Source organism: Cohnella herbarum, assembly GCF_012849095.1.
Lineage (GTDB): Bacteria > Bacillota > Bacilli > Paenibacillales > Paenibacillaceae > Cohnella > Cohnella herbarum.
In genome coordinates this window covers 3,837,557-3,864,467 of the sequence record NZ_CP051680.1, presented here as the reverse complement: position 1 = coordinate 3,864,467, position 26,911 = coordinate 3,837,557, and the positions used below count along the sequence as shown (strand labels likewise).

5 protein-coding genes are annotated in these 26,911 nt (G+C 53.4%); 4 read left to right on the top strand and 1 reads right to left on the bottom strand.

Features of this window, described 5'->3' with window-relative positions:
- Positions 1-157: 157 nt before the first annotated feature.
- On the top strand, positions 158-5,785 hold the full coding sequence (locus tag HH215_RS16760; RefSeq protein ID WP_169280951.1) for an Ig-like domain-containing protein: 5,628 nt from the start codon (positions 158-160) through the stop codon (positions 5,783-5,785).
- Between the two features lie 66 nt (positions 5,786-5,851).
- On the opposite strand, the gene HH215_RS16755 is transcribed toward HH215_RS16760, so the two are convergent.
- Positions 5,852-6,550 (bottom strand): response regulator transcription factor, encoded by a 699-nt coding sequence (locus tag HH215_RS16755; RefSeq protein WP_169280950.1) that lies wholly within the window; start codon positions 6,548-6,550, stop codon positions 5,852-5,854.
- Between the two features lie 160 nt (positions 6,551-6,710).
- On the opposite strand from HH215_RS16755, the gene HH215_RS16750 reads away from it, so the two are divergent.
- From HH215_RS16750 to HH215_RS16740, 3 genes are all read left to right on the top strand, one after another.
- Positions 6,711-8,705, top strand: a complete 1,995-nt coding sequence (locus tag HH215_RS16750; RefSeq protein WP_169280949.1) for a sensor histidine kinase — start codon at positions 6,711-6,713, stop codon at positions 8,703-8,705.
- 147 nt (positions 8,706-8,852) lie between these two features.
- Positions 8,853-15,026: an S-layer homology domain-containing protein gene (locus tag HH215_RS16745; RefSeq protein WP_169280948.1), complete on the top strand. Its 6,174-nt coding sequence runs from the start codon at positions 8,853-8,855 to the stop codon at positions 15,024-15,026.
- A gap of 234 nt (positions 15,027-15,260) precedes the next feature.
- Entirely contained in the window at positions 15,261-26,888 is an 11,628-nt protein-coding gene (locus HH215_RS16740) for an Ig-like domain-containing protein (RefSeq protein ID WP_169280947.1), read from the top strand.
- Positions 26,889-26,911: the final 23 nt, after the last annotated feature.

Sequence of the window (26,911 nt, the reverse complement as noted above, 5' to 3'; positions counted from 1 at the left end):
AAGCAATGGAACAGGCCCTCATCGATTTGATGGGGGCTTGTTCGGCTATAGGGAAAATTGTCGATTTTTAAGGTTTTTTTAAGGTGCGATCGGATATGATGGGTGGAAAATGCGGGACCTAGGAAGTACGACTACGACCACGAGAGGAAGATGACAATTGATCCCGGAATTGAGATTAAGCAAAACCTACGATAGTATCCGAAAAACGGTACATCTATTGCTCGCCTTTGTGTTGACGATGCCTTTATTATTCCAAGGGGGAAGTATGGCTTCGGCATCGGTAGGAGGCTTTACTTTTGTAGATGGCGGCGGAGCAAACGGGGTGAATGTGATTCCAACCAGAGCAGCCAACGATCCTTCCATAGTTGCGTTTAATAATGAGATCTATGCAGCATGGCAGGAAACGAACAATGTTGACGGAAGAAATGTTAATCAAATTCACGTCAGGAAGTATAAAGATGCGACTTGGACGACTATTAGTGGTCCTAATGGTATTAACATAAATGCATCTAAAATGGCAGGCAACCCTACTCTTGCCGTCTTTAATGGGGCTGTATATGCTGCATGGAAAGAACTGGGTACTTATAATGGTAACGATGCGGATAAAATCCGGATCAGTAGATATACCAACGCAGGCTCGGCCTGGGAGAATGTCACTGGAAATGTAGACGGATTAAACGTAGATCCTGCCAAAGCAGCCTTTGCTCCTAGTCTAGCCGTTCTCGGCAATGCTTTGTATGCGTCATGGTCAGAAAACGGGCAGATTCGAGTCAAGAAGTTTGATGGAACCAATTGGACGAGCGCCGAGGAGGAGGGTTCAACAGGATTGAACTCCAAAGGCGCCACCTCCCCTAGCATGATTGCATCTAATAATGCTTTGTATGTGATGTGGTCTGAATTGGATTCGGACGCTTATCATCTTCGAGGCAAGAAGTATGACGGGGTAAGTTGGACGAGTTTAGACAATGGAGTCCCAGGCGGTCTGAATATCAAACCTTCAAGTATTGCAGTTGAACCTTCACTGGCAATATATAACGATAAACTATATGTGGCATGGGAAGAAAATAATGTTGATAGACTAGATTATCAAATCCGAGTTAAGAGGTATGACGAACCCGGTTGGACAAGCGTTGACGGCGGCGATCAGTATGGATTAAATATAAATTCTGGGTTCAGGGCAGCTAACGTTGAATTAGCTGAATTCAACAATCATTTATATGCGATATGGCAAGAAGTAAAAGCTTTGACTATTATCCAACATATCCGAGTTAAAAAATATGATGGTACAAAGTGGACAAGCGCTGATGGAGGCGGTCCTAACGGCCTGAACAAAAATGCTGAAGTCGCTGCACTTAATCCAGATGCAGCAGTAATGAACAACCAACTGTTCGTAGCATGGCAAGAGAAAAGCGGAAATGCAAATCAAATTAGAGTTGCGAAACAGTTGCCGCCTGCCGTTATTAGCGTAACCTTCAATATTTCCAACATAGGCATTTTCCAGGGGAAATCCGATCAGCTTATCGCGACCGTAAATACGGTAGGAGACGCAGCGAATACGGTAATGTGGACGAGTAACGACGCTAACAATAAAGTGACAGTAGATCAGACAGGGACAATAAAGATTGCGGCGGATGCTACCCCGGGAGAATATGAGATCAGGGCAACATCGACGGTAGATAGCAGTAAGTTCGCAATTGCCACGATTAGGGTTGTTGCTGTTTCAATAACTCGCGTAACGGTAAGCCCGAGCGCAGCAAACTTAGTTCAAGGAGAAGAAAGACAACTTACTGCCAACGTCAGTGAAAATGGAGGAGCAACGAAGACGGTAACATGGAAGAGCAACGACGTTAACAACAAGGTAACGGTTAGCTCCGCAGGGAAAGTTCTCGTTGACGGGGATGCCGCTCCGGGCCCATATACGATCACGGCAACGTCAACTTTTGATAATAGTAAATTCGGTACCTCTATTATTACGGTTACGGCAGCGCCGCCTGCTATTAACAGCGTAACCGTTAACCCGCCTACGGCAAGCGTGGAGCAGGGAGGGAGCGAACAATTTACGGCGACTGTAGCTGCGGTTGGGGGAGCGGCGAAGACGGTCGAATGGACAAGCAATGACGGCAAGGTAACAGTAAGCGAAACAGGGAAAGTAACCGTAGCAGAGGATACTGCTCCGGGACAATATACGATTACGGCAACGTCGACGGTAAACGGGAGTAAATATGGAACTGCCACGATTACGGTTACGGCAGTACCGCCGGGAGTTAACAGTGTGACAGTTACTCCTGGCAGTGTAAGCATGGTTAGAGGAGGAGAAAAGCAACTCGAAGTCAAGGTAAATGCCGTGGGCGGAGCGGATAAGACTGTCACTTGGTCAACAAGCGACGGAGACGTAGCGGTGGACAACACAGGGAAAGTAACCGTTGCTCCGGGTGCGGATTTGGGCAATTATACGATTAAAGCCACCTCGGTTTTCGATAGCAATAAAGTCGGAATAGCTACGATCACGGTCGTCGAAACGCCGGCAATTAACAGCGTCACCGTCAATCCAAGCGCGGAGAATGTGGCGCAAGGAAATAGCTTACAACTGGAAGCCACGGTAGATGCTGTAGGAGACGCGGATGAGACGGTAAAGTGGACAAGCAGCGACCCCGATCAAGTTGCAGTGGACAGCACCGGTAACGTAACTGTCGAAGCAGAGGCTACGCTGAAGGAGTATACGATTACCGCTACTTCGAATTTCGATAGCAGCAAGACGGGAGAGGCGGTCATTACGGTTACGCAAGCTCCGGAAATTAGGAGTGTTACAGTCACCCCAAGTACGGAAAACGTGATGCAAGGAACAAGCAAGCAATTAGATGTCGCGGTTGATGCGGTCGGAGACGCGGATGAGACGGTAACGTGGACAAGCAGCGATCCCGAACAAGTTGCAGTGGACAACACCGGCAATATAACTGTCGCAGCGGACGCAACGCCGAAGAACTATACGATTACCGCTACTTCGAATTTTGATAATAGCAAGACGGGAGAAGCCGTCATTACGGTTACCGAAGCTCCGGCGATTAGAAGCGTCATCGTCTCCCCGAGCAGCAAAAATGTTGCGCGAGGCGGAGAGACGCAACTTACCGCTCAGGTAGATGCGGCAGGCGGAGCGGATGAGACTGTCACATGGTCACCGAGCGACGGAGACGTAGCGGTGGACAACTATGGGAAAGTAACCGTTGCGGCGGGTGCGGATTTGGGCAATTATATGATTAAAGCCACCTCGGTTTTCGATAGCAGTAAAGTCGGAATAGCTACGATCACGGTCGTCGAAACGCCGGTAATTAACAGCGTCATCGTCACCCCAAGTACGGAAAACGTAATGCAAGGAACAAGCAAGCAATTAGATGTCGCGGTTGATGCGGTCGGAGACGCGGATGAGACGGTAACGTGGACAAGCAGCGATCCCGAACAAGTTGCAGTGGACAACACCGGTAATGTAACTGTCGCAGCGGACGCAATGCCGAAGAACTATACGATTACCGCTACTTCGAATTTCGATAGCAGCAAGACGGGAACAGCCGTCATTATGGTTACCGAGGCCCCTATCTATTCAATCGCTGCAATCGGGAATCAGACGTTAACGGCGCTTACTCAGGGTTATATTTCAGGTGCGCAGGAGAATAAATCCATCACGATTTTGAATTCGGGTACCGTAAGCTTGAACAACCTGTCCGTAAATCTTAGCGGTATGAATGCCAATGATTTTGTAATGACGCAGCTAGACTCTACCTCTTTAACAAGGGGCGGATCGACAAGCTTTGACATTCACGCCAAAGACGGATTGCCTGCGGGAACTTATACGACAACGGTCAATGTATCCGCGGATCAATTGATGCCTGTAAAGTTTACCGTAACGCAAGCGGTGAACTTGCCGAATGCTCCCGCGAATCCGCAAAATCTTGTGGCCGCGGGCGGAGACCGTCAAGTTTCTCTGAGCTGGAATACAGTATCGGATGCGACGAATTATCGTATTTACATGGCAACGGATGCGAGCCAAGCCAGCATGGTCGAGGTTGCTACCGTAACTTCTGCTACCTATAGCGTACCGAACTTGGTTAACGGCATTACCTATTACTTTATCGTTAAAGCAGAAAACCCGGGGGGCTTGAGCGCGGCTTCGAATCAAATCGGCGCGACTCCGTCAACCTTACCGGGAACGCCGACTAATGTGACGGCAGAAGCAGGTAATGGACAAGCTGTTATTACGTTTACGCCTCCGATCGATAACGGCGGAAGTCCGATTACGGGATATGAAGTGACCGCTTCGCCGGGAAATGCGGTCGTGATCGGAGGAGCAAGTCCGATTACGCTCACAGGATTGACGAATGGAACAAGCTATACCTTTACCGTAAAAGCGATCAATAGCGCGGGGAAAAGCACGGCTTCCGCACAGTCTAACGCAATTGTTCCGAAAGCACCGCCATCCGGCGATAACGGCAACTCTACGCCGTCTCAGCCTTCGACTCCAACGGCACCGTCGGCAACGAACGAAGGCGTGGATATCCTTGTTAACGGGAAAGTCGAAAATGCCGGAATTGCAACGATCTCTAAGCGAGACAATCACACCGTAATGACCGTCGCAGTGGATCAGAAAAAGCTGGATGAGAGACTCGCGGCGGAAGGGCAGCATGCCATAGTCACGATTCCGATCAACCAAAGATTCGATATTACCGTTGGTGAACTGAACGGTCAAATGGTGAAGAACATGGAGGACAAGCAAGCCGTTCTGGAGTTCAAAACCGACCATGCGACGTACACGCTACCAGCTCAACAGATCAATATCCGCGCGATATCCGAACAAGTCGGCGAATTAATTCATTTACAAGACATTAAGGTGCGGATTGAAATTGCCATACCGACGGCGGATACGTTGAAGGTTGTGGAGAACGCCGCAGTCAAAGATCGGCTCACGCTTGTCGCTCAGCCGCTGAGCTTTACGGTGAGAGCCATTTATGGAGATAAGATCGTAGACGTAACGAATTTCGCCTCCTATGTGGAGAGAACGATTACGATCCCGGATGAGGCCGATTCAAGCAAGATTACGACGGGAGTCGTCGTTGAGCAGGACGGATCGGTACGACATGTACCGACAAAGGTCCGAAATATTAACGGGAAGTACGAGGCCCAAATCAACAGCTTAACCAATAGCGCATATGCGGTCGTATGGCATCCAATCGAATTCAGCGATGCGGAGAAACATTGGGCGAAAAATGCCGTTAACGACATGGGGTCCCGGATGGTCGTCTACGGAACGGGTAACAGGATTTTCAGTCCTAACTTAGAAATTACCCGCGCCGAATTTGCCGCCATCCTCGTACGCGGATTAGGACTTAAGCTGGAGAGTGGAGTAACGCCATACTCGGATGTGAAGTCGGAGATTTGGTATAGCAGCGCTATCAGTACGGCTTATTCGCATCGGCTTATCAGCGGCTTGGAAGACGGTACGTTCCGACCGAATGACAAAATTACGAGAGAACAGGCAATGGTTATTCTGTCGAAGGCGATGGCGATAACCGATCTGAAAGATAAGCTGATCGAACAATCGGCAGACGCTACGCTTCACCCGTTCGAAGATGCGAGCGGAGTGTCCTCATGGGCGCGAAGCAGCGTTGCGGACATTGTGCAGGCTGGCATTGTCATTGGGAGAGAAGGGGATTTACTAGTACCGAAGGGTTATATGACCCGCGCCGAAGTTGCAACCATGGTACAGAGATTGTTGCAAAAATCGAATCTGATATAGCGAAATAGAGGGGCGGAAGCCCCTCTATTTCTTTTGGTGTAGCTCGCGGAAGAGGCGGAGTGTCGCTTAATATTCGGTCGAATCGAATTTGTAGCCAAAACCTCTGACCGTGTGGATGAATTTCGGTGTCATCGGATCGACTTCTATTTTTTTGCGCAACCTATTGATGTGAACTTTGATAATATCGGACGAATACCCAGCCGGATCGATCCAAATTAACTCGTAGAGCTGCCTCGGATGATAAACCCTGTGCTGGTTTTGCGCGAGCGTCAGCAGCAGATGCATCTCTTTAGCCAGCAAAATGACGGGTTTCCCGTTCGCTGTAACCATCAATCGCTCCATATCGATTTCGAGTCCGGGAAAGACCAGCTTGCGGCCGGGTTCCTTCGTTTCTGCAAGAAGCATCCCCCAGCGCAAATGGGATTTGACTCTGGCGATCAATTCCAGAGGATCGAACGGTTTGGTCATATAATCGTCACCCCCGGACTGCAGGGAGTTTAATTTATCTTCAATCTGCAGTTTTCCCGTCAGAAACAAGATCGGAAGCTGAAACAGGCTTCTGATGCGGCGGCATAACGTGATGCCATCCATATCCGGCATTTGAATGTCCAGCAGAATAAGATCCGGTTGTTTACTTCGAAGATGAGCAAGGCATTGTTCGCCGTTATAAGCTTGCAGCACATGGAAGCCTGCGTTCGTCAGAAATAAATGTAGCATTTCTTGCATTTGAATATCGTCGTCAACGGTTAAAATGGTTGCCGTCATGAATGCTAACATCCTCTTCTATAAAATGAGAATATTGTTTTGCTTCTTATTTTATCAATTTTGTCGGAATAAAAGAAGGACGCGCGTTAAGGGGTTGTAAATCTACGAATTATTGCTAGAATTCAAAGTAACTAGGAAGCTTTCGGAGGGGAAAATGATCATGCGAATCCTGTATATCATGATCATGTTATATGTTTTCTGCTCGGTAGCGTTCTCTCCCGCCATTAACGCTATGGGAACTACGGGAGGATCCGAACTTTCGTTAGCGGATAACGAATCCGGTTATTCGATCAACGCGCGAATGGACGTATTGGAAGACGCTCAGCGACAATGGACCATGGACGATTTGCAATCTCCCGAGTTGCAGAATCAGTTTCAACCGGCGAGAGGTAAATCCTCCTTTGGTTATACTTCATCCGCGTATTGGGTCCGCGTCACGATTAACAATGAATCCTCTAACGATAGATGGGAACTCTCCGTAATCAATTCGATAATGGACAAAATCGATATCTATCCTACGAAAACGCTAATCACGAAAAACCGGCTTTATCCTTCCTATGAGATCACCTTGCCGCAAGGACAAAAAACGACGATTTACATGCGCTTCGAGACGTATGGTTCGATGATCATTCCGCTTCGTTTAATGGCGCAGTCGTCTATGTACGACAAGATGTCCAATGAATTGCTGTTTTATGGATTCTACTATGGGATGATTACGGTTATTGCGGTGTTCCAGATCGTGCTTTTCTTGTATACGCGCAATAGAGCTTACTTGTACTATATGCTTAATGTGGCGGTCTTTTGTACGGTCATGTTAACCTGGAACGGGTTTATGCTGCCTTTATTCGGCACCGGTCGATTGATAGGACAGGAGATGGGAGAGGGAATATGGCACAGTCCGTCCGCCGTATATGATTTCTTCTACGTGCTGGGTCGCTGGTTCGGTACCTTATTTTTAGCGAAAATTTTGTTTCCCCGCACCGACTCTCCAACGGCTAAGTGGATTTGCCGTTTCTTGAACGTAATCTGCCCGATTATTTGTATAAGCATCCTATTTTTCTATCCGCTGGGCATGGCGCAATTTTTATTTTGGTTCAAGTATGGCAGTTTATTCTTGGCGATAGTTATTGTCGTTCTATGCGCGAGAAAAGGGGACCGTATCGCCTTCTATCTGGCGATTCCCAAAATACCGGTTATTCTATTCGCTATCGTGCCTAAAGCGTTGCTGCTTTACGGCCTGCTGCCCAATAATACGTTCACTCGTTTCGCTTCGCAATTCGGTTTGCTCGGCGACTTTATATTTATCGCGATTTTGATGTACGCGCTCATGAATCAAATGCGCAAGAAGGAAGAAAACGCGCAGCAAGAGCTGGTACAAACGCTCTCCGATTGGAACGTAAATTTGAAGAAAACGGTGGATGAACGAACGGAAAGCTTGAAACGCGCTAACGATGAGCTGATCGTATCGGAAACCTTCCGCTCGCAAATGCTGCAAAATATTTCGCACGACGTTCGCAGTCCTCTCTCTTATGTACAGAGCGGCATTGGAGCGCTGATCCATAAGTTCGAAACGAGGCCGGAGCATCAGGAACGAATCTTGCGAAACGTTCATGATAAGGTTCTCGATATCAATCGGTTTATCGACGATTTTTTGGCCTTAAGCCGCAGCGAGGTCGCTTCGGGAAGCGCTGATTTGCGGATGGTCATTTTCTATGATTGGTTCGAGGAGATAGGCAAGGAATTGGCGGCAGACATCGAATATACCGGTCGGCGATGCGTGCTTGCGATTCCGCCATTCGAAACGGATGCGGATGTCTGGATGGATCCCTTCTTAATCAAGCGCGTGTTATCCAATCTGGTCGACAACGCTTGCAAGTTTACCCTGCCGAACGGCACGATTACTTTGCAGGCTTCGTTAGAGAAGCATTCCGTCTGCATCATGGTAGGAGATACGGGTCATGGAATCGGGGCGGAGCAAGTGACGCACATCTTCCAGCGACACTACAAGGAAGGCGAAGCGCAAGGCAGCGGACTCGGTCTCGCGATTGCCAAGGAAATCGTCGAGACGCATGGCGGCGAGATTTGGGCAGAGAGCGAGCCGGGGAAAGGAAGTCGATTTTATTTCACGTTGCCGGTAGTGGGCGCAGGGAAATAAACTTATCATGCGAGATCCGAAAGTCCTTAGGGCTTTCGGTCTTTTTTTGTTGAAATATGTTGTCGTTTTACCGCCATTTTACCTTAGGCATTTAGTATTTAGTGGAGCATGTCGTCCAAAATAATAGAATAAAAAGGAAGTGCCCAGTTGAAAAAATCTCTAAAGGGTATCATCGTTTTATTTTTGTCCGTTGTATACCTGTTCGGTTCATCATCGGGGTTCGCCCTTGCCAAGACTTCATCGGATATCGAGAATAGCTGGGCAAAGGATACGATTTCTTCATGGATAGCTAGAGGGCTAGTAAAAGGGTATGCGGATGGGAGCTTTAAACCGAATCAAACGATTTCCAGAGCGGAGGTCGTGGCGTTAATTAATCGTGCTTTCGGCATTACTGGCGATTCTTCGTCTACATTTAAGGATGTTCGAACGAGCGATTGGTTTTACAAAGACGCAATAACCGCAACGGCAGCGGGCTATATGTCGGGTTATCCTGACGGAACCTTCAAGCCGAACGAGAAGATCAGCCGACAAGAGTTGGCGGCGATTACGGCCAAATTGTTAAAACTATCCTCTTCGGAGTCTTATCAGAATTACGAGGATACGAGGAATAGCCCGGAATGGAGCAAGGGGGCAATCGGTGCGGTCATCGACGCGAAGGTGATGGGCGGATTCGCCGATCGGACGTTCAAGCCTCTGAAACTCGCAACCCGGGCAGAGGTTATCGTCATTCTGGACAAGGCCTTAAAGCTGAAAGGGAATATCGTTACCATCTACGATAAGCCTGGGACTTACGGTCCCACTCAAGGCAATCAGGCGATTGACGGCAGTGTGATGATTAAGGCCGCGGGCGTCACCTTGCAGAACCTCGCGATCAAGGGGGATTTGCGGCTTGGCGCCGATATAGGCGAGGGAGAAGCTCGTCTCAAAGGGGTAACCGTAAAGGGTAACACTACCGTAGAAGGCGGGGGCGTGAACAGCGTCCACTTCGAGAATTCGGTTTTGGCCAAGGTTATCGTTAATAAAAAAGACGGCAGCGTTCGTATCGTTGTAGAGGGAACGTCTACGATCCAAGAGATCGTTCTGCAATCCGGTGCGATACTGGAATATAAGGAGGCTAGCGGCAGAGGAATCGATACGGTCGTGCTTTCGGAGTTGTTGCCCGAGAATAGCAACGTCGTTCTGGCAGGCACATTCGAAACGGTTGATGTTTTATCCCAAAGGATTCGCATCTCGATTCCGGAAGGATCGGTGCGGAATTTGCATGTTGCGCCGTCGGCCGTGGATACGAATATCGAAATCGGCAAAGAAGCTGGCATTGTCGCGTTGGTGTTAGACGCTGTTACGAAAGTAGCGGGAGCAGGTCAAGTTGATAAAGCAACAATCAACGTTAACGGATCTGCTCTCGAGAAAAAGCCGACGACATTGGAAGTAAAAGACGGAGTGGTTGCGAACGTAGGCGGGGAGAAGGTAGGGAGCGCTCCAAGCGGCGGCGGAGCTTCGGGACCGTCAGGTCCATCCGCGCCTTCGGGGCCTTCCGCCCAGGAAGTAGCGGCAACGGCGGCGGTAGTCGCCGCCGAGACGATGGCGGGCGGACTTGCCGGAGACGGAACCGACGCGCAGAGCGCCATCGATGCAGCTCTATCGAAGAAGGAGGCCGCCTCCGAATTGATAACGGCTTTGCCGAGCGGCACGTCGAAGACGGCATTGGCAGCCAGATTGACCGTTGTACAAACAAAGATAGACGACGCGCAGGCCGATCTGGATGCGGTAAGCAACGCGACGGAATCGGTCGGGGTGGCAGAGACGACCGCAGCCGTGCTTGCGGGGGACGGCACCGACGAGCAAGAGACCATCGATGCGGTTCAAACGGATCATGATACGGCATCGGGTTTGGTGACGGCATTGCCGAACAGCACTGCGAAGACGGCGTTGGCGGCCAGATTAACAGTTGTACAAGCACTGATAGGTGATACTCAGTCTGTTTTGGATGCCGTAATCGCGGCGACGGCATCGGTCGTCGCCGCGATTACGGCGGCAGGCGGATTAATGGGCGATGGAAGTGACACGCAAGGGGCCATCGACGCGGCCCAAACGAACCATGATACCGCATCGGGATTAGTCGAGGCCTTGCCGGACAGTACGGTGAAGACAGCGTTGCAAGTAAGGCTGGCAGCGGTACAACCTGTTATCGACGATGTCCAGGAAATCGTGGACACCGTCGTTGCCGCGGCGGCATCGGTTGTTGTCGCCGAGACGACGGCGAACGGACTGACGGGCGACGGCACCGACGCGCAGGGGGCTATCGATATGGCCCAAGCGGATCACGATGAGGCAGTGGATGCGGTGACGGGCTTGCCGAGCAGCACGGCGAAGACGGCATTGGAAGCGAGATTGACCGTCGTACAGGCAACGATCGACAATGCGCAATCGGATCTGGATGCCGTAATCGCGGCGACGGCTTCGGTAGCGGCTGCCGAGGCGGCTGCTAACGAGTTAGCGGGCGACGGAACCGACGAGCAGAGCGCGATCGATACGGCCGTAACGGGTTACGATGAGGCATTGGAGCTGGTAGAGGCATTGCCGAGCAGCACGGCGAAGACGGCGTTGGGAGTCAGACTGGCAACGGTGCAATCGGCTATCGGAGATGCGAAATCCGATATGGATGCCGTCCTTGCGGCAACGATTTCGGTAGAGGTTGCCGAGACGGCGGCAGACGGGCTCGCGGGCGACGGCACCGACGGGCAAGGCGCTGTCGATGCGGCGCAAGCGAAACGGGATACGGCATCGGGCTTGGTGATGGCTCTGCCGGACAGCACGGCGAAGACGGCGTTGGAAGCCAGACTTGCCGCCGTGCAAGCGATGATCGACGATGTGCAGGATGTCGTGGACGCGGTAGCTGTGGTAACGGAATCGGTTGTCTTAGCGGAGACCGCTGCAGACGAACTGGCGGGCGACGGAACCGATACGCAAGGCGCGATCGATGCGGCGCAGACAAAGAAGGATGCGGCATCGGCTTCGGTGACGGATCTGCCGGACAGCGTGTCGAAGACGGCGCTGGAAGCCAGACTTGCTGCGGTGCAATCGGCAATCGACGGCGCCCAGGATGTCGGGGATGCCCTTATCGCGGCAACGACGTCGGTCGCGACGGCCGAGGCGGGTGCGGACGAGTTAGCGGGCGACGGAACCGACACGCAAGATGCGATCGATACGGCGCAAACGGATCATGATATTGCATCGGTCTTGGTTACGGCGTTGCCGAGCAGCACGTCGAAGACCGCATTGGCAGCCAGATTAACAACTGTACAAGCAACGATAGATGATGCTCAGTCTGTTTTGGATGCCGTAATCGCGGCGACGGCATCGGTAGTCACGGCGGAGGCGGCGGCAGACGGATTAATGAGCGATGGAAGCGACACGCAAGGTGCCATCGACGGGGCCCAAACGAACCATGATACGGCATCGGGCATGGTGACGGCCTTGCCAAGCAGCACGGCGAAGACGGCATTGGCCGCGAGACTTGCCGCCGTGCAAGCGACGATCGACGATGCTCAGGATGTAGTGGATACCGTCGTTACCGCAGCGGAATCGGTAGTCGTCGCCGAGACGACAGCGGACGGACTGGCAGGCGATGGAACCGATGTGCAAAGCGTCATCGATACGGCCCAGACGAAGCACGATACGGCATCGGGCTTGGTGACGGCGTTGCCAAGCAGCACGGCGAAGACGGTATTGGCCGCGAGACTTGCCGCCGTGCAAGTGAATATCGACGATGCGCAGAGCAGTCTGGATGCGGTCATGGCAGCGACGGCATCGGTCGTCGCTGCCGAGACGGCAGCGAACGGCTTGCTGGGCGACGGCAGCGATACGCAAGGCGTCATCGATGCGGCCCAATCGAACCATAATACCGCATCGGCACTAGTGACGGCCTTGCCGGATAGTACGGTGAAGATAGCGCTGGGAGCAAGACTAGTCACAGTACAAACCGCAATCGACGATGCCCAGGATATAGTGAATATCGTAGTCACCGCAACGGCATCGGTAGCCGTCGCCGAGACGACGGCAGACGGACTAGCAGGCGATGGAACCGACGCGCAAGACGTTATCGATACGGTCCAAACGAACCATGATACGTCATCGGTCTTGGTGACGGCCTTGCCGAACAGCACGGCGAAGACGGCGTTGGTTACTAGATTAGCGAACGTGCAAGCGAAAATCGACGAAGCGCAGTCGAATCTGGATGATGTCATCGCGGCGACGGCGTCCGTCGTGACCGCCGAAGGGGTGGCGGCGGATTTGCTCGGCGATGGTACCGATACGCAGAGCGTTATAGATACGGCCCAAACGAACCGCGATACCGCATCGGTTTTGGTGACTGCCTTGCCGAGCAGCATGGCGAAGACGGCATTAGAAGCCAGATTAACAGTTGTACAAGCAACGATAGATGATGCGCAGTCCGATCTGGATGCGGTCATCGCGGCGACGGCATCGGTCGTGACGGCTGAGACGGCGGCAGACGGATTAATGGGCGATGGAAGCGATACGCAAGGTGCTATCGACGCGGCGCAAACGAACCATGAAACCGCATCGGTTTTGGCGACGGCCTTGCCGGATAGTACGGTGAAGACAGCGCTGGGAGCAAGACTAGTCACTGTACAAATCACAATCGACGATGCCCAGGCAGTAGTGAATATCGTAGTCACCGCAACGGGATCGGTAGCGGTCGCCGAGACGACGGCGGACGGACTAGCGGGCGATGGAACCGACGCGCAAGACGCTATCGATACGGCCCAAACGGATCATGATTCCGCATCGGCTTTGGTGACGGCCTTGCCAAACAGTACGTCGAAGACGGCGTTGGAAGCTAGACTATCGGCTGTACAAGCCGCGATAGATGACGCGCAATCCGATCTGGATGATGTAATCGCGGCAACGGCGTCGGTAGGCGCAGCCGAGACGACGACAGCAGGATTAATCGGCGATGGAACCGACACGCAAGGAGCCATCGATACCGCCCAAACAAATCATGATACCGCATCGGGATTGGTGTCGACCTTGCCAAGCAGTACGGCGAAGACGGCATTAGAAGCCAGATTAACAGTTGTTCAAGCCACGATAGATGATGTTCAGTCAGTCTTGGATGCGGTAATCGCAGCGACGGTATCGGTCATTGCGGCGGAGACGGCGGCAGACGGATTAATGGGCGATGGAAGCGACACGCAAGGGGCCGTCGATGCGGCGCAAACGAGCCATGATACAGCGTCGGGCTTGGTGACGGTATTGCCAAACAGCACGGCGAAGACAGGACTGGAAACAAGACTAGTCACTGTACAAACCACCATAGACGATGCTCAGGATGTAGTGGATATCGTCGTTATCGCAACGGCATCGGTACTGGCTGCAGAGACGACCGCTGGTGGACTAGCGGGCGATGGAACCGATACGCAAGGTGCCATCGACACGGCTCAAACGGATTATGATACAGCCTCGGGCTTAGTAACGGCATTGCCAAGCAGCACGTCGAAGACGGCATTGGAAGCCAGACTGATCGCTGCGCAAGCAACGATAGACGACGCGCAGTCCGATTTGGATGCCGTAATCGCAGCGACGGCATCGGTAGTCGCGGTCGAGACGACGGCAGCAGGATTAATCGGGGATGGATCCGACGCGCAAAACGCTATCGATACGGCGCAAACGGATCAGGATACCGCATCGGGTTTGGTAACGGCCTTGCCAAGCAGCACGGCGAAGATCGCGTTGGAAGCCAGGCTGACCGCTGTACAAGCTACGATAGACGATGCTCAGGATGCGCTCAATATCGTTATAGCGCTACAAGAAGCCATCGATGAAGCGAGTTCGTTAACCGGAAGCACGTACACGTCTTCGACTTGGGCCACCCTGCAAGGTGCGTTGGCCCTTCCTCAAACGACTCTGGAAGAGAAGGCCATTAAAGCCGTCGCCATTAACGATGCACTTCATTCCTTGATAGTTAGGATAGTCACAAGTATTGTTATAAACCTAATCTCGGGAAGCAACCCGTACTTCCTGTTTCCGCAATACGCGGGGGAGACTTCTCATGTCACGCTTATGGCCCAGGTTCGGGACCAATTCGGAGAGGTAATGGGATCGGAAAGACTGACTTGGAGTCACGATAGTACCGGCGTTAACGATTACTTAGTCGACTCCTCCTTCGGGGGAACTCGTCCCAACACTTTTGATTTCAAGATCTATAATGACCGCACTGCTCGAACAGTTACGATTACCGCTACCTCTTTAACGGATCCGAGCGTGAAAGGAAATATTATCATGAGTATAATAAAGTAGTTATCTACATAAAACGGTTCATCCACTTCGGTGGGCGAGCCGTTTTTTGGCGTTCACGCGCAGAGCGGGAGCAATCGGTGGAAGGTGCCGTTCAGTTTTCAGTGTTTGTTAAGCGGTATCTTGTAAAATGGTGTCGATCTGCGAAGAAATTGGTAATTTGTGGTAAATACGAACTTTGGGAGCCATCATATCAGGTTGACCGGGTTTCGTTCAATATGAAAGGGGATTACATGCATGATGAACAACAGGAAAAGTCTCACATTCAAACGAGCGTTTCTAATTATGATGGCGATGCTGCTTATGATCCCGGCATGGGGGCCATCGCAAGCTTCGGCGGCGGATACGGGAACGGACTGGAGGTACATCGGTCCAAACAGCGCGTTTCGCACGACTTCCGGGTTTGCATCCGCGATGGACAACGGCGTGCTTTACGCTGCTTCATTCGCCACGATCAGCAGCTCTAATGAAGAGTTGTCCATCCAATCGTATGATGGACAAAAATGGAAAAGTATTACTTCGAAAAAGTTGTTATCCGGTATTGGGAAAATCGGAAAAATGGCGATGAAGGTTCACAATGGCATCGTATATGTGGCCTTTACGAATTATCCGAGTGGTACATTCCCTAACGAGTTTACGCTGGTGAAGTGCGTTCCGGACTCAACGGACTATAATTGTTCCTACTACTCTCCAGGCGCCAAAGCTGACTATCTGAACTTTGATATGAATATAAGCGACGACGGCACTCCTTACTTTGGAGCCGTCAAATACCCGACCAATGAAGCTTGGGCGTTCAAGTTCCAGAACGATTCTTTTTCTCCGGTAAATCTTGATTTGGGAAAGAACATCCTGCCGAATAACGGGCTTAAATACGCAACCAACTACATTTCGGTCGCATCTGGATCAGGCAAAACGTATGCGGCGATGGTAGACAGCAAGCCGTTCGGCGGCGTCGGCGTCGTCGTGCAAAACGAAGGAAGCACGATGGCGAACAGTATCGGCATCGCGCCCAACACGGTGAAGCAGATCGCCTTATCCGTTTACGGTGGTCAACCCTATCTCGCTTATTACGACGATGGCATCCAATCCAATAATGAAGACAATAAAATCGTACTTAAGCGGTATGAGGGCTCCCAATGGATATCGCAAGGGGAATACACGTTGCCAAGCGGTGGTTCCATTTGGGGAGCCGTAGAAGGAAAGTATCTCGATGTGTTTGTCGATAGTTCGGGGGCATATGTCACAATTCCGGGCATCGTCATGAAAAGCACGGGAACGGCGCTGGAGCCGCTGGGTAGCAACTTGCAAGGCGGCTATAACTTCGTTTCCGTGTATCGCGATTCGGTCAGCGGCTTACTGTATTCCGGTTATTTGAACAGCAGTGGGTATATCGAGAAGTACGGAGCTGACACAGTCGCACCGCTTGCGACGCAATTTACACCGGCAACCGGTACCGTGGACGTATCGATCGATACAGGTCTGGAAGTGACGTTTAATGAAATTGTCTTACCAGGCAGCGGGAAAATTAACCTGAAGAGAGTCGGAGACGACGCGCTGCTCGGCAGCATTTCGGCTTCTGATGTGAGTCAGGTTACCGTATCGTATAAGAAAGCGGTCATTAAGCCCTCTACAAAGCTAAAATACGGCACGGAGTATTATGTTGAAATCGAACCTGGCGCGTTCAAGGATTTGGACGGAAATCTTTATGCGGGTACGAACGATTCTCCGGTAAAGGAATGGAGCTTCAAAACCGTAGCGGACGTCACGGCGCCTTCTCTGATTACCCTGTCGCCGTCAGACAATGCAACGGAAGTGGCACTCGATACGAAACTGACACTGACGTTCAACGAGCCGATCGTCGCATCGGATGCGTTCATCGATTTGTACAAATCAAATGGGGATTTGGTCGAGTCGATCAAAGCAAGCAATAAGACGAGGGTAGCCGTTTCGGGCAACAAGGCGACGATTACGCCAGCGGCCGCCCTGCTGAACGATACGAGCTATTACGTCATCGTTCCGAAGGGTGCGTTCGAGGACGAAAGCGGTAACGATTACGCCGGATTGTTGACGTCGGCGGATTGGAACTTTAAGACGCTCAAGGACATGATTCCGCCGAAGATCGTGTCGCTGAGTCCGGCGCATCAGGCGGTGGACGTGCCGCGGGACACGAAGCTGACGCTCAAGTTCAGCGAGCCCGTGCTCCCGGTCGCCGGCAAGAAGGTGATGATACATTACAACTATCAGGATCAGGAAATATTAGACCTTGGAGGTCCAGGCGTTGAGGTGAACGGGGATACGGTGACGGTGACGCTAGCGAAAACGTTGCCTTACAATTTCAATGTTCAAGTTAACGTTGATGCAGGCGCCCTGGTCGACCAGGCCGGCAATCCGTCCGCATTGATCCAGTATATGAGCTGGACGTTCACAACGGTCAAAGACACGCTGCCTCCATTCGTGACTCAGTATTCGCCGGCGAACGGAGCTGCGGACGTATCGATAACCCCGGTGCTGAGAATGGACTTTAGCGAGCTGGTTCATGCGGCTAATGTGGATAAGTATTACTCGATTTACAAAAAAGACGGAACGCTTGTCGAGAGAATTCATCGACAGAACCAGTTCGGTCTCATTGCTTTCAAGGACTATGCCGACGAAGGCTTCGGTCGCGCCGGTTACGTCGCCATTGAATTCAAGCTGAATTATCCGCTTGAATACGATACCGATTACTACTTCAATATCGATAGCGGGTTTGTGCAGGATGGCGCCGATATTGGCAATCGTCAAGGGAATGATTATGCGGGCATATCCGACGGCACGACGTGGGCGTTCCGCACCGGGCCGGATCGCGATCCGCCGAAGCTGGTCGGCCTGACGCCTGCTAACGGCTCTGCAGGAGTTCCGGTTAAGACGCTGATGGCGCTTGAATTCAACGAACCGATCAAAGCCGGAGTAGGCCATGTGAGCCTGTACAAAAAAGGAACGAACGAGCTTGTCGATACGATTCCGGTGAAGGGCAACCGGGTTGTGGTGAGTGACGTCAATGCGATATTGACGCCGTCGGTGTCGCTCGAGTCGTTAACCGACTATTATATGAAGGTGGATGCCGGGGCTTTCCAGGATTTGAAGGGCAACAGCTACGCCGGCTTCGCGGACAGCGCGACGTGGGCGTTCACGACGGCCCCGGATACGACGGCTCCGGAGCTTGTGACGCTGACGCCAGCCAACGGCGCCAAGCAAGTGGCCGTGAATACCGACAGCCTGGTCCTCACCTTTGACGAGAAAGTGACGGCCGTTGCCGGAAAAACGATCAAGCTGTTCAAGAGCGGCGGCGGAACGCCGATTGCGACTCTTCCGGTCGACGAAATGACGGTAGCGGGCCGGACGGTGACGGCGGGGCTGAAGAACAAGTTGCCTTCAGGTCTTGATTACGGCACAGAATATATCGTTGCCCTGGATTACGGAGCGTTCAAGGATTTGGCAGGCAATGAGCATAGAGGAATGAGCTCCGCCTGGAAATTCACGACGGAATATTTGCTCAGCGATGTCGAATCGACAGTCGTCGCCTCGCCAACGCAAGTTATCGCGGACGGTACGACCACTTCCACGATTACGGTGACGTTGCGGGACGATCAGAAGCGGACGATCGCGGGACGGACAGTAACGCTGTCGGCGAGCGGCGGCAGCTCCGTTATCGCGCCGGCTCAAGCGATAACGGATGCTGCGGGACAAGCGATTTTCAAAGTGAAGGACAGAGAAGTTGAAAAAGTCGTCTACAGCGCCAAAGCGGGAACGACGACGATCAAGCAAACGGCAGCCGTCAATTTCGTCGCGGGACCGATCAACGGTGCGGTATCGACGGTTAAGGCTGCTCCGGCCAGCGTTCCGGCTGACGGAAAAACGACGTCGGTCATTGCGGTAACGCTGAAGGATGCTTATGGTCACGGCAATCCGGGACAGACGGTCAGCTTGACTCCGGGGGCAGGCAGCTCCTCCATCGATGCGGTGCAACCGGTGACGGATATGTCCGGCAAAGCAGTGTTCCTAGTTAAAAACCAGGTTGCCGAGCAAGTCGTTTACACTGCGCGAACAGGCAGTCTGATTTTGCAGCAGCAAGCGACGGTTAACTTCGAGACACCTGTGCCGGGTAGCGGCGATGGGCCGAAGGCGAGCGTGCTCCAATCGCGGATCATTGCTTCCCCGACGGTCGTGACGGCCAACGGAACCGACTTCTCGACGGTTACGGTGATGCTGCGCGATGCCGACGGTACGGCAGTAACAGGCAAGAAAGTCAATTTGACGGCTGACGGCGGCAGCAGCGTTATCGCCATCGTACGTGACATCAGCGACGATGAAGGTAAAGCGGTGTTCACCGTCAAGAACGCCAAGGCGGAGAGAGTAACGTTCACAGCCAAGGTCGTCAACGACAACGTGACGGTGGCGGATAAGGCGTCCGTAACGTTCGAATCGCCGCGTTCGTCCGATCCGGCAGCGCCTTCGGTCAGCGTGGTGAAGTCGTCCATTGAGGCGTCGCCGGTTGTCGTGACAGCGGATGGCAAATCGTTCGCAGTACTGACAGTGACGCTGCGAGACGAGGGCGGCAAGCCGATCTTCGGCAAAAAAGTCGCGCTGGCGAAAGATGGCGGCAGTTCCACCGTGACGACGATACGCGAGACGACCGATACGGACGGTGAAGCGGTATTCAAAGTAACGAATACGAAAGCGGAACCGGTATCGTACTCCGCCAGCCTGGAGGCGGGTGGAGTAACGCTATCGCAGCGTGCGAAGGTGACATTCGAGTCCGAGAACAGCGATGGTCCGAGCGGAACGAACGTCAGCGTGCTGCGTTCCAGCGTAACGTCCAACCCGACGGTTGTGACGGCTAACGGAACGTCGTCGGCAGAAATTGTAGTGAGGTTGCGGGACGAGAACGGAATTCCGGTGTCCGGCAAGAAAGTCGGTCTGACGCAAAGAGGCAGCTCCCACATCGTGTTCGGCAACGATGTCAGCGACAGCTTGGGCGTCGTGCGGTTTACGGTAACGAGCGAGACGGCGGAGCAGGTCACGTACACGGCGCATTTGACGGAGTCAGGCGCGACGTTGTCGCAGCAAGCGATCGTCACGTTCGAGAGCGCGCCGATAAAAGCGGGAGGCAGCAAGACAAGCGTGCTCGATTCCACAGTTGTCGCTTCCCCGGAGGTCGTGACGGCTAATGGAACGGACGTCTCGACGATTACGGTAACGTTGAAGGACGTCGATGGATTGCCTGTGTCCGGCAAGACGGTCAGCTTGACGGCGAACGTCGGCAGCTCGGTCATCGAAGCCGAGGCAGGCATTGTCGTTACCGATGCGTCCGGCCAGGTTAAGTTCAAGGTTAAAAACGCGAAAGCCGAACAAATTGTATACACGGCTAAGGATGAAACAGACGGCGTGACGTTGGCGCAGCGGGCGACGGTAACGTTCGAGACGGCGGCGAGCGACGGGGCGGGAGCGCCGGTCAGCGTGCTGGAGTCGATGGTCGTTGCTTCGCCGGATACAGTGGCGGCGGACGGTTCGTCGTTCTCGACGGTGACGGTAACGCTTAGAAGTAAGGACAAGCAGCCGATTGCCAACAAACAAGTTACTCTGACGACGAATGACGGCAGTTCGGTGATCGAGGTGGTCGACGGAGGCACCAGTAATGCCGCAGGCCAAGTGACATTCAGAGTGAGAAACGCACATGCAGAACAAGTGGAGTACACGGCGGCGATTGAAGCCGACGGCGTAACGCTGGCGCAGCGGGCCATAGTTACGTTCGAATCTTCCGGAAGCGGAGCTGGCGGACCGATCGTCAGCGTGCTGGATTCCATGGTGATCGCTTCGCCTGAGCAGGTGACAGCGAATGGGTTCGATTCCTCGTTGATTACGGTCACGCTGAAAGACGCAAGCGGCGCAGCGGTTAGCGGCAAGCGAGTGACGCTTGTTGCGGACGGCGGCAGTTCGGAAATCGTACCGGATGGCACAGATGCTAGCGACGCGAACGGTCAAGTGAAATTCCGGGTGACCAATGTTCACGGCGAACAACTGACCTACACCGCCAAACTGACGACGGACAATGTCACGCTGGCACAGCGGGCGACAGTTACGTTCGAGACGGCGGGTGCGGACAGCGGCTCTTCCGACGTCAGCGTTGTCCATTCCAAGGTCGTTGCTTCTCCGGTGACGGTGGCGGCGAATGGCAAGTCGTTCTCGATCATCACAGTCACGCTGAATAACGCTAAAGGTGATCCGGTTCTCGGCAAAAAGATAACGTTGTACGCGGATGGCGGAAGCTCGGTTATTGAGCCGATCGGTATAGGCGAGAGCGATGATGCAGGCCAAGCGACGTTCAAGGTAACGGATGCTGTAGCGGAACGGGTAACGTATACGGCCCAAGTACCGAGCGATGGAGTTACATTGGCGCAGCGCGCGTCGGTCGTGTTCGAAGCAGACTTGTCTGGGGCGGAAACGCCACGTGCGAGCGTGCTGAAGTCGACGGTTACGGCAGCGCCCGATAATGTGAAAGCGGACGGGATCGATTTCTCGACGATAACCGTTGTGATCAAGAAAGCGGACGGCAATCCGTTGTCCGGCAAGACGGTCAGTCTTGCTGCCGATTCGCCTCGCGTCGTGCTGACGACGCTCGCAGGCGTAACGAATGAGCGGGGCGAAGCGACGTTCAAGGTGAGAAACTATTATGCGGAAAAAGTGTCGTTTACCGCGAAGGTGGCGGCTGACCAAGTAACGGTCGCGCAGCGGGCGGCAGTTACGTTCGACTATGCGAGCAGCGGAAGCCCAGATGAGAAAGTAATCAGCGTAACGAAATCGACGGTAGTCGCGAATCCGGATGTCGTGACGGCGGATGGAACGACGAAGTCGACAGTTACGGTGAAGTTGGTTGATGCGAGCGGCTCCCCGATTGCCGACAAGACGGTCAAGCTGACCGCGGGCACTGGGAGCTCGATAATCGCCGCGCTTGGCGGCGGTAAGAGCGGATCCGACGGCACAGTAAATTTCGAAGTTACGAATACGAAAGCCGAGCAAGTGACTTATTCCGCTCAGGTGATCGGTGAAGGCGTGATGCTGGCGGAGCGTGCGACGGTAACGTTCGAATCGCCGGCGAACGGCGGATCGGGAGAACCGGGTATCAGTGTGCAGAACTCTCGCGTCGTAGCAAACCCGATTGTCGTGACGGCGAACGGCTCTTCGTTCTCGACGATTACGGTGACGTTGAAGGACGTAAGTGGTACGGCGGCAGTCGGCAAAAAGGTTAAGCTATCCGCCGACGGCGGCAGTTCCGTTATCGCGGCGGTGAACGCCGTCACGAACGGTCAAGGCCAAGCCGTGTTTACAGTCAAAAATAAAACCGCCGAGCAGGTGGCATATACGGCCAGCATCGAGGCTGAGGGTGTGACGCTGGCACAGCGTGCCACCGTCACGTTCGAATCGTCGACAGGCGGAGCAATTGCAGATACCGTCGTCAGCGTAGTCGACTCGACCGTAAAGGCATCGCCCGAGCAAGTGAGGGCCGACGGTGCTGAGGCTTCAACCCTTACGGTTACTTTGCTCAACGCCAGCGGTCAGCCGATCACCGGCAAGAAGGTGACGTTAACGGCCAACGTCGGCGGCAGCTCGGTCATTGCGCCGGCCGACGGAGTCATTAGCGGAGCGGATGGCGTGGCGAAATTCACGGTAACCGACAGCAAATCTGAACAAGCAACCTACACGGCGCATGTGACTGAGGATGGCGTAGCGCTGGCGCAACGCGCTACCGTCACGTTCGAATCCGATGCTTCAGGAGGGGCGGGAACACCTACCGTCAGCATTGTGAAATCGACGGTTACGGCATCGCCTACAATTGTCGCCGCTAACGGCAGGGCAACAGCGACAATTGCCGTCACGCTGGAAGATGCGAGCGGCAATCCGATTGCAGGCAGATCGGTAACGCTGGAAGCGAACGCCGGTAGCCGTTCGGTCATCTCCCCTGCGGGAAGCGTCATAAGCGGATCTGATGGCGTGGCTACGTTCACAGTGACGGATGTCAAGGCGGAACAGGTGACGTACACGGCGAAGGCTGACGATGCGACGTTGGTGCAGCGAGCGAAGGTGACATTCGAGACGTCGCAGACGTCCCTAGCGACGAGCGTGTCTCAATCGACCGTAACCGCGTCTCCGATTACAGTGGCGGCGGACGGAACAGCATTCTCGACGATTACCGTTGTATTGATAGATACGTCCGGCAAGCCGGTTGTCGGAAAGACAGTCAGCGTAACGGGAAGTAGCGCTAGCTCGCTCGTCACGGCAGTGAATGCGAAAACCGACGCGAATGGCATTGCGACGTTCCAAGTAACCGGTACGAAAGCGGAATCTGTTGCCTATACGGCTGCGGTCGCAGAGGATAAAGCTACGATCGCCCAGCGCGCAACGGTAACGTTCGAATCGACGGGTACGGGCAACACGGCAATTGCGGACATTAGCGTAATTCGCTCGACGGTAACGGCGACTCCGGAAGTAGTTGATGCCGACGGCGTTCAAGCTTCAACTGTAAAAGTGCAGCTGCTTAATGCAATCGGCGAGCCGATCAAAGGGTTAAACGTGAGTTTGACTGCTAGCAGCGGTTTCTCGGTCATTGATGCCGTGTACGGCACGGCAAGCGTTGCAACCAGCAACGATAATGGCGAAGCATTATTCCTCGTTAAGAATGCTCAGGCCGAGCGAGTGACGTATACGGCGCATGTAGCGCCGAACGTGACGATCGCGCAAACGGCGATAGTAATCTTCGAAACGCCGCCGGGCGGTGGTTCGGGAGGAACGGGAGCGCCGGGCATCAGCGTGGTGAAATCGACGGTTACGGCGACGCCGGCACAAGTAACGGCGGATGGCGTACAATCGTCGCTGATTACGGTAACTCTCAAAGATACAGATGGTAATGCGATGGTTGGCAAGACGGTCAGCCTGACAGCAGTCAGCGGCAGCTCGGTGATTGTCGATATTCAAGCGATAACCGACGTCAATGGCCAAGCAATATTCTCCGTAACGAATACGAAGGCGGAGCAAGTGACTTACACGGCTGCTGTTGTATCGGACAATGCTAGGTTGGTGCAAACAGCAACGGTAACGTTCGAAACGATTGCTAGCGGCGGCGGTTCGACAGGATCAAACGTCAGCGTGCTTAACTCCAATGTAAAAGCGACTCCGCAGACGGTATTGGCGAACGGCGTTTCGGCGTCGACGGTTACCGTCACGCTTAATGACGTAAACGGCGTTCCTGTTGCGGGTCAAACGGTAACATTGACTGCGGATGGCGGCAATTCGACGATCACTCCGGTCAATGCGGTAACGAATGAGCAAGGCATAGCCGAATTCAAAGTAACGAGTCTATTGGCCGGACAAGTGACCTATCGCGCCGAAACGAGTGATACGGTTATCGCGCAGACGGCGACGGTGACCTTCCAGACGGTACCGACGTCGGGTACGCCGACAACTAGCGTTGCGCGCTCCACCGTGACGGCGACGCCGGATCGGGTTAACGCCGACGGCACGGCAACCGCAACGGTTACGGTAACGCTTCTCAATGCGGTTGGCCAGCCGGTCGCCGGCAAAGAAGTGAAGCTGACCGCCGCTAACGGCCACTCCGTCATCACTTCGGCGGGTGAAGTCGTCAGCGACGAGCAAGGGCAGGTTATGTTCAAGGTCACGAATGTGTATGCAGAGCAAGTGATCTACAGCGCTAAAGATATGACAGATAATGTAAGTATTGCGCAAACGGCGAAGGTAACGTTCTTGGCCAACGCAGGTACGGGCAGCGGCAAGTCAAGCGTTACGCGCTCGACGGTGACGGTTTCGCCGGGTCGTATAACGGCCGATGGAGAAACTTACGCGACAGTGACGGTTACGCTTCTCAACACCAACGGCCAGTCGGTCGTCGGCAAGAAGGTTACGCTTACTGCGAATGGCGGACGTTCGACGATCGCGAAGGTAGGCACGGATGTTAGCGATGCGCAAGGAAAAGTTCTTTTCCGCGTTAGCGACGCGTATGCGGAGCAAGTGACTTACAGTGCCAAAGATACGACGGATAACGTAAGCATCGCGCAAAAAGTAAACGTTACGTTCCTTGCGAACACCGTAACGGGCGAGCAAAAAACGAGCGTGGCACGTTCAACGGTGACAGCTTCACCGGCTGATATCATCGGTAATGGCATTGAAACGTCAACGGTAACGGTTACGCTGCGCAACGCCAACGGCCAGCCGGTCGTCGGCAAGAAGGTGAAACTTATTGCAAGCGGCGGCAACTCGATTATCGCGCCGGCGGGCGAAGTGGTCAGCGATGCGCAAGGACAGGCGATTTTCACGGTCAAAAACAATGTTGAAGAACAAGTGACATACAGTGCCAAGGATATGACTGACAACGTTAATATCGCTCAGACGGCAACGGTTAAGTTCAAGCCTATGGAGCCTAGCCGGAAGTTGAAGCCGGAGGACGTCGAGCCTGAAGCAGACAAGAAACAGGTAACGGTGAAGGACGTGCCTCCTGGAGGCAAAGTCATTATCTATGATGACAAGGGCGGCGTTATTGGCGAAGGAGTAAATCCGGGACCGAATGCTGGACCGATCGTGATCAACATCATCGAGCCGCATGTCATCAAGGAAGGCGAAGTGATTCACGTCACGTTGACCGAACCTGGCAAGAAGGAAGGCGATCCGGAAGACAAGACGGTGCGGAAGGACAAGGATACAAGCTTACCTGTTCCTCCACCGAAAGTGTTGGCCGACCCGGACAGCAATGAAGTGAAAATCCTCGACGTATTGCCGGGTGCGACGATCAAGATCTACGACAAAGACGGCAACGTCATCGGCACCGGAACGAATCCTGGCCCAGGCACCGGCACGATTGTAATTAAGGTAATTGCGCCATATGTGATCAAGGAAGGCGACGTTATTCATTTGACTGCTACCGAGCCAGGGCTCAAGGAAAGCAGCAAGACGAGCAAAACCGTCACAAGGGACGACCTTGTCAGCAATAAGTTGAAGCCGGAGCAGATCGAGCCTGAGTCCGACAAGAAGACGGTAACGGTGAAGGATGTTCCTCCGGGCGGCAAGGTGAAGATTTACGACAAGGACGGCAAGGTCATCGGAGAAGGCACTAATCCCGGACCAGGGCCTGGGCCGGTCGTGATCTCCGCGCCTGATCTGAAGGAAGGCGACGTCATTCACGCTACGCTCACAGAGCCGGGAAAACGCGAGAGCGATAAGACCGAAAAGACAGCGACGAAAGACAAAGATACGAGCTTGCCGCCGAAAGGCGCGTTCGTGCGCCAGGCGAGCGACGAAGTCGAGGTGCCGAACGTTCCCGCTGGAACGACCGTCAACGTCTACGACGAAGAAGGCAACCTGATCGGTACGGCATCCAATCCGGGCAGCGTGCCTGCGAAGGTCGTCGTTCCACTGAAGCCGAAGAAGCCGTTGCTGCCAGGAGATATCGTCCAAGTGACGCAGACGGAGCCCGGCAAAAAAGAGAGCGGCAAAGTGCCTGCAACCGTACCAAGCCGTAAGTTGTATGACGTAGAGACGGAAGTTAAGGACAAGACGATCAAGGTGACAGTCAAGCCGAAGCCAGGCACTAATCCGGACGTCGAGACCGCATACCTGATCATCCAAGGTATCCGCGGAGATACACCGGTATACGTCAAGAGCTACAAAATCGATTTGAAAAACATTCCGGCGGAATTCCCGTTTGAACTCGACAAGGCGATCGCCGGAGACAAGCTGCACATTGTCATCGCAAGCAAACCGGCTAACACCCGCAGCGACGTCGGCTACAGCTTGTCGGACGAAGCGACGGTAACCTTATGACAAACAGAGAAACACGCAATCGG

What these genes read in the sequence shown, in the direction of transcription:
- HH215_RS16740 (WP_169280947.1), top strand. Translation starts at nt 15,261, where the DNA reads ATGATGAACAACAGGAAAAGTCTCACATTCAAACGAGCGTTTCTAATT.
- HH215_RS16755 (WP_169280950.1), bottom strand. Translation starts at nt 6,550, where the DNA reads ATGACGGCAACCATTTTAACCGTTGACGACGATATTCAAATGCAAGAA.
- HH215_RS16750 (WP_169280949.1), top strand. Translation starts at nt 6,711, where the DNA reads ATGCGAATCCTGTATATCATGATCATGTTATATGTTTTCTGCTCGGTA.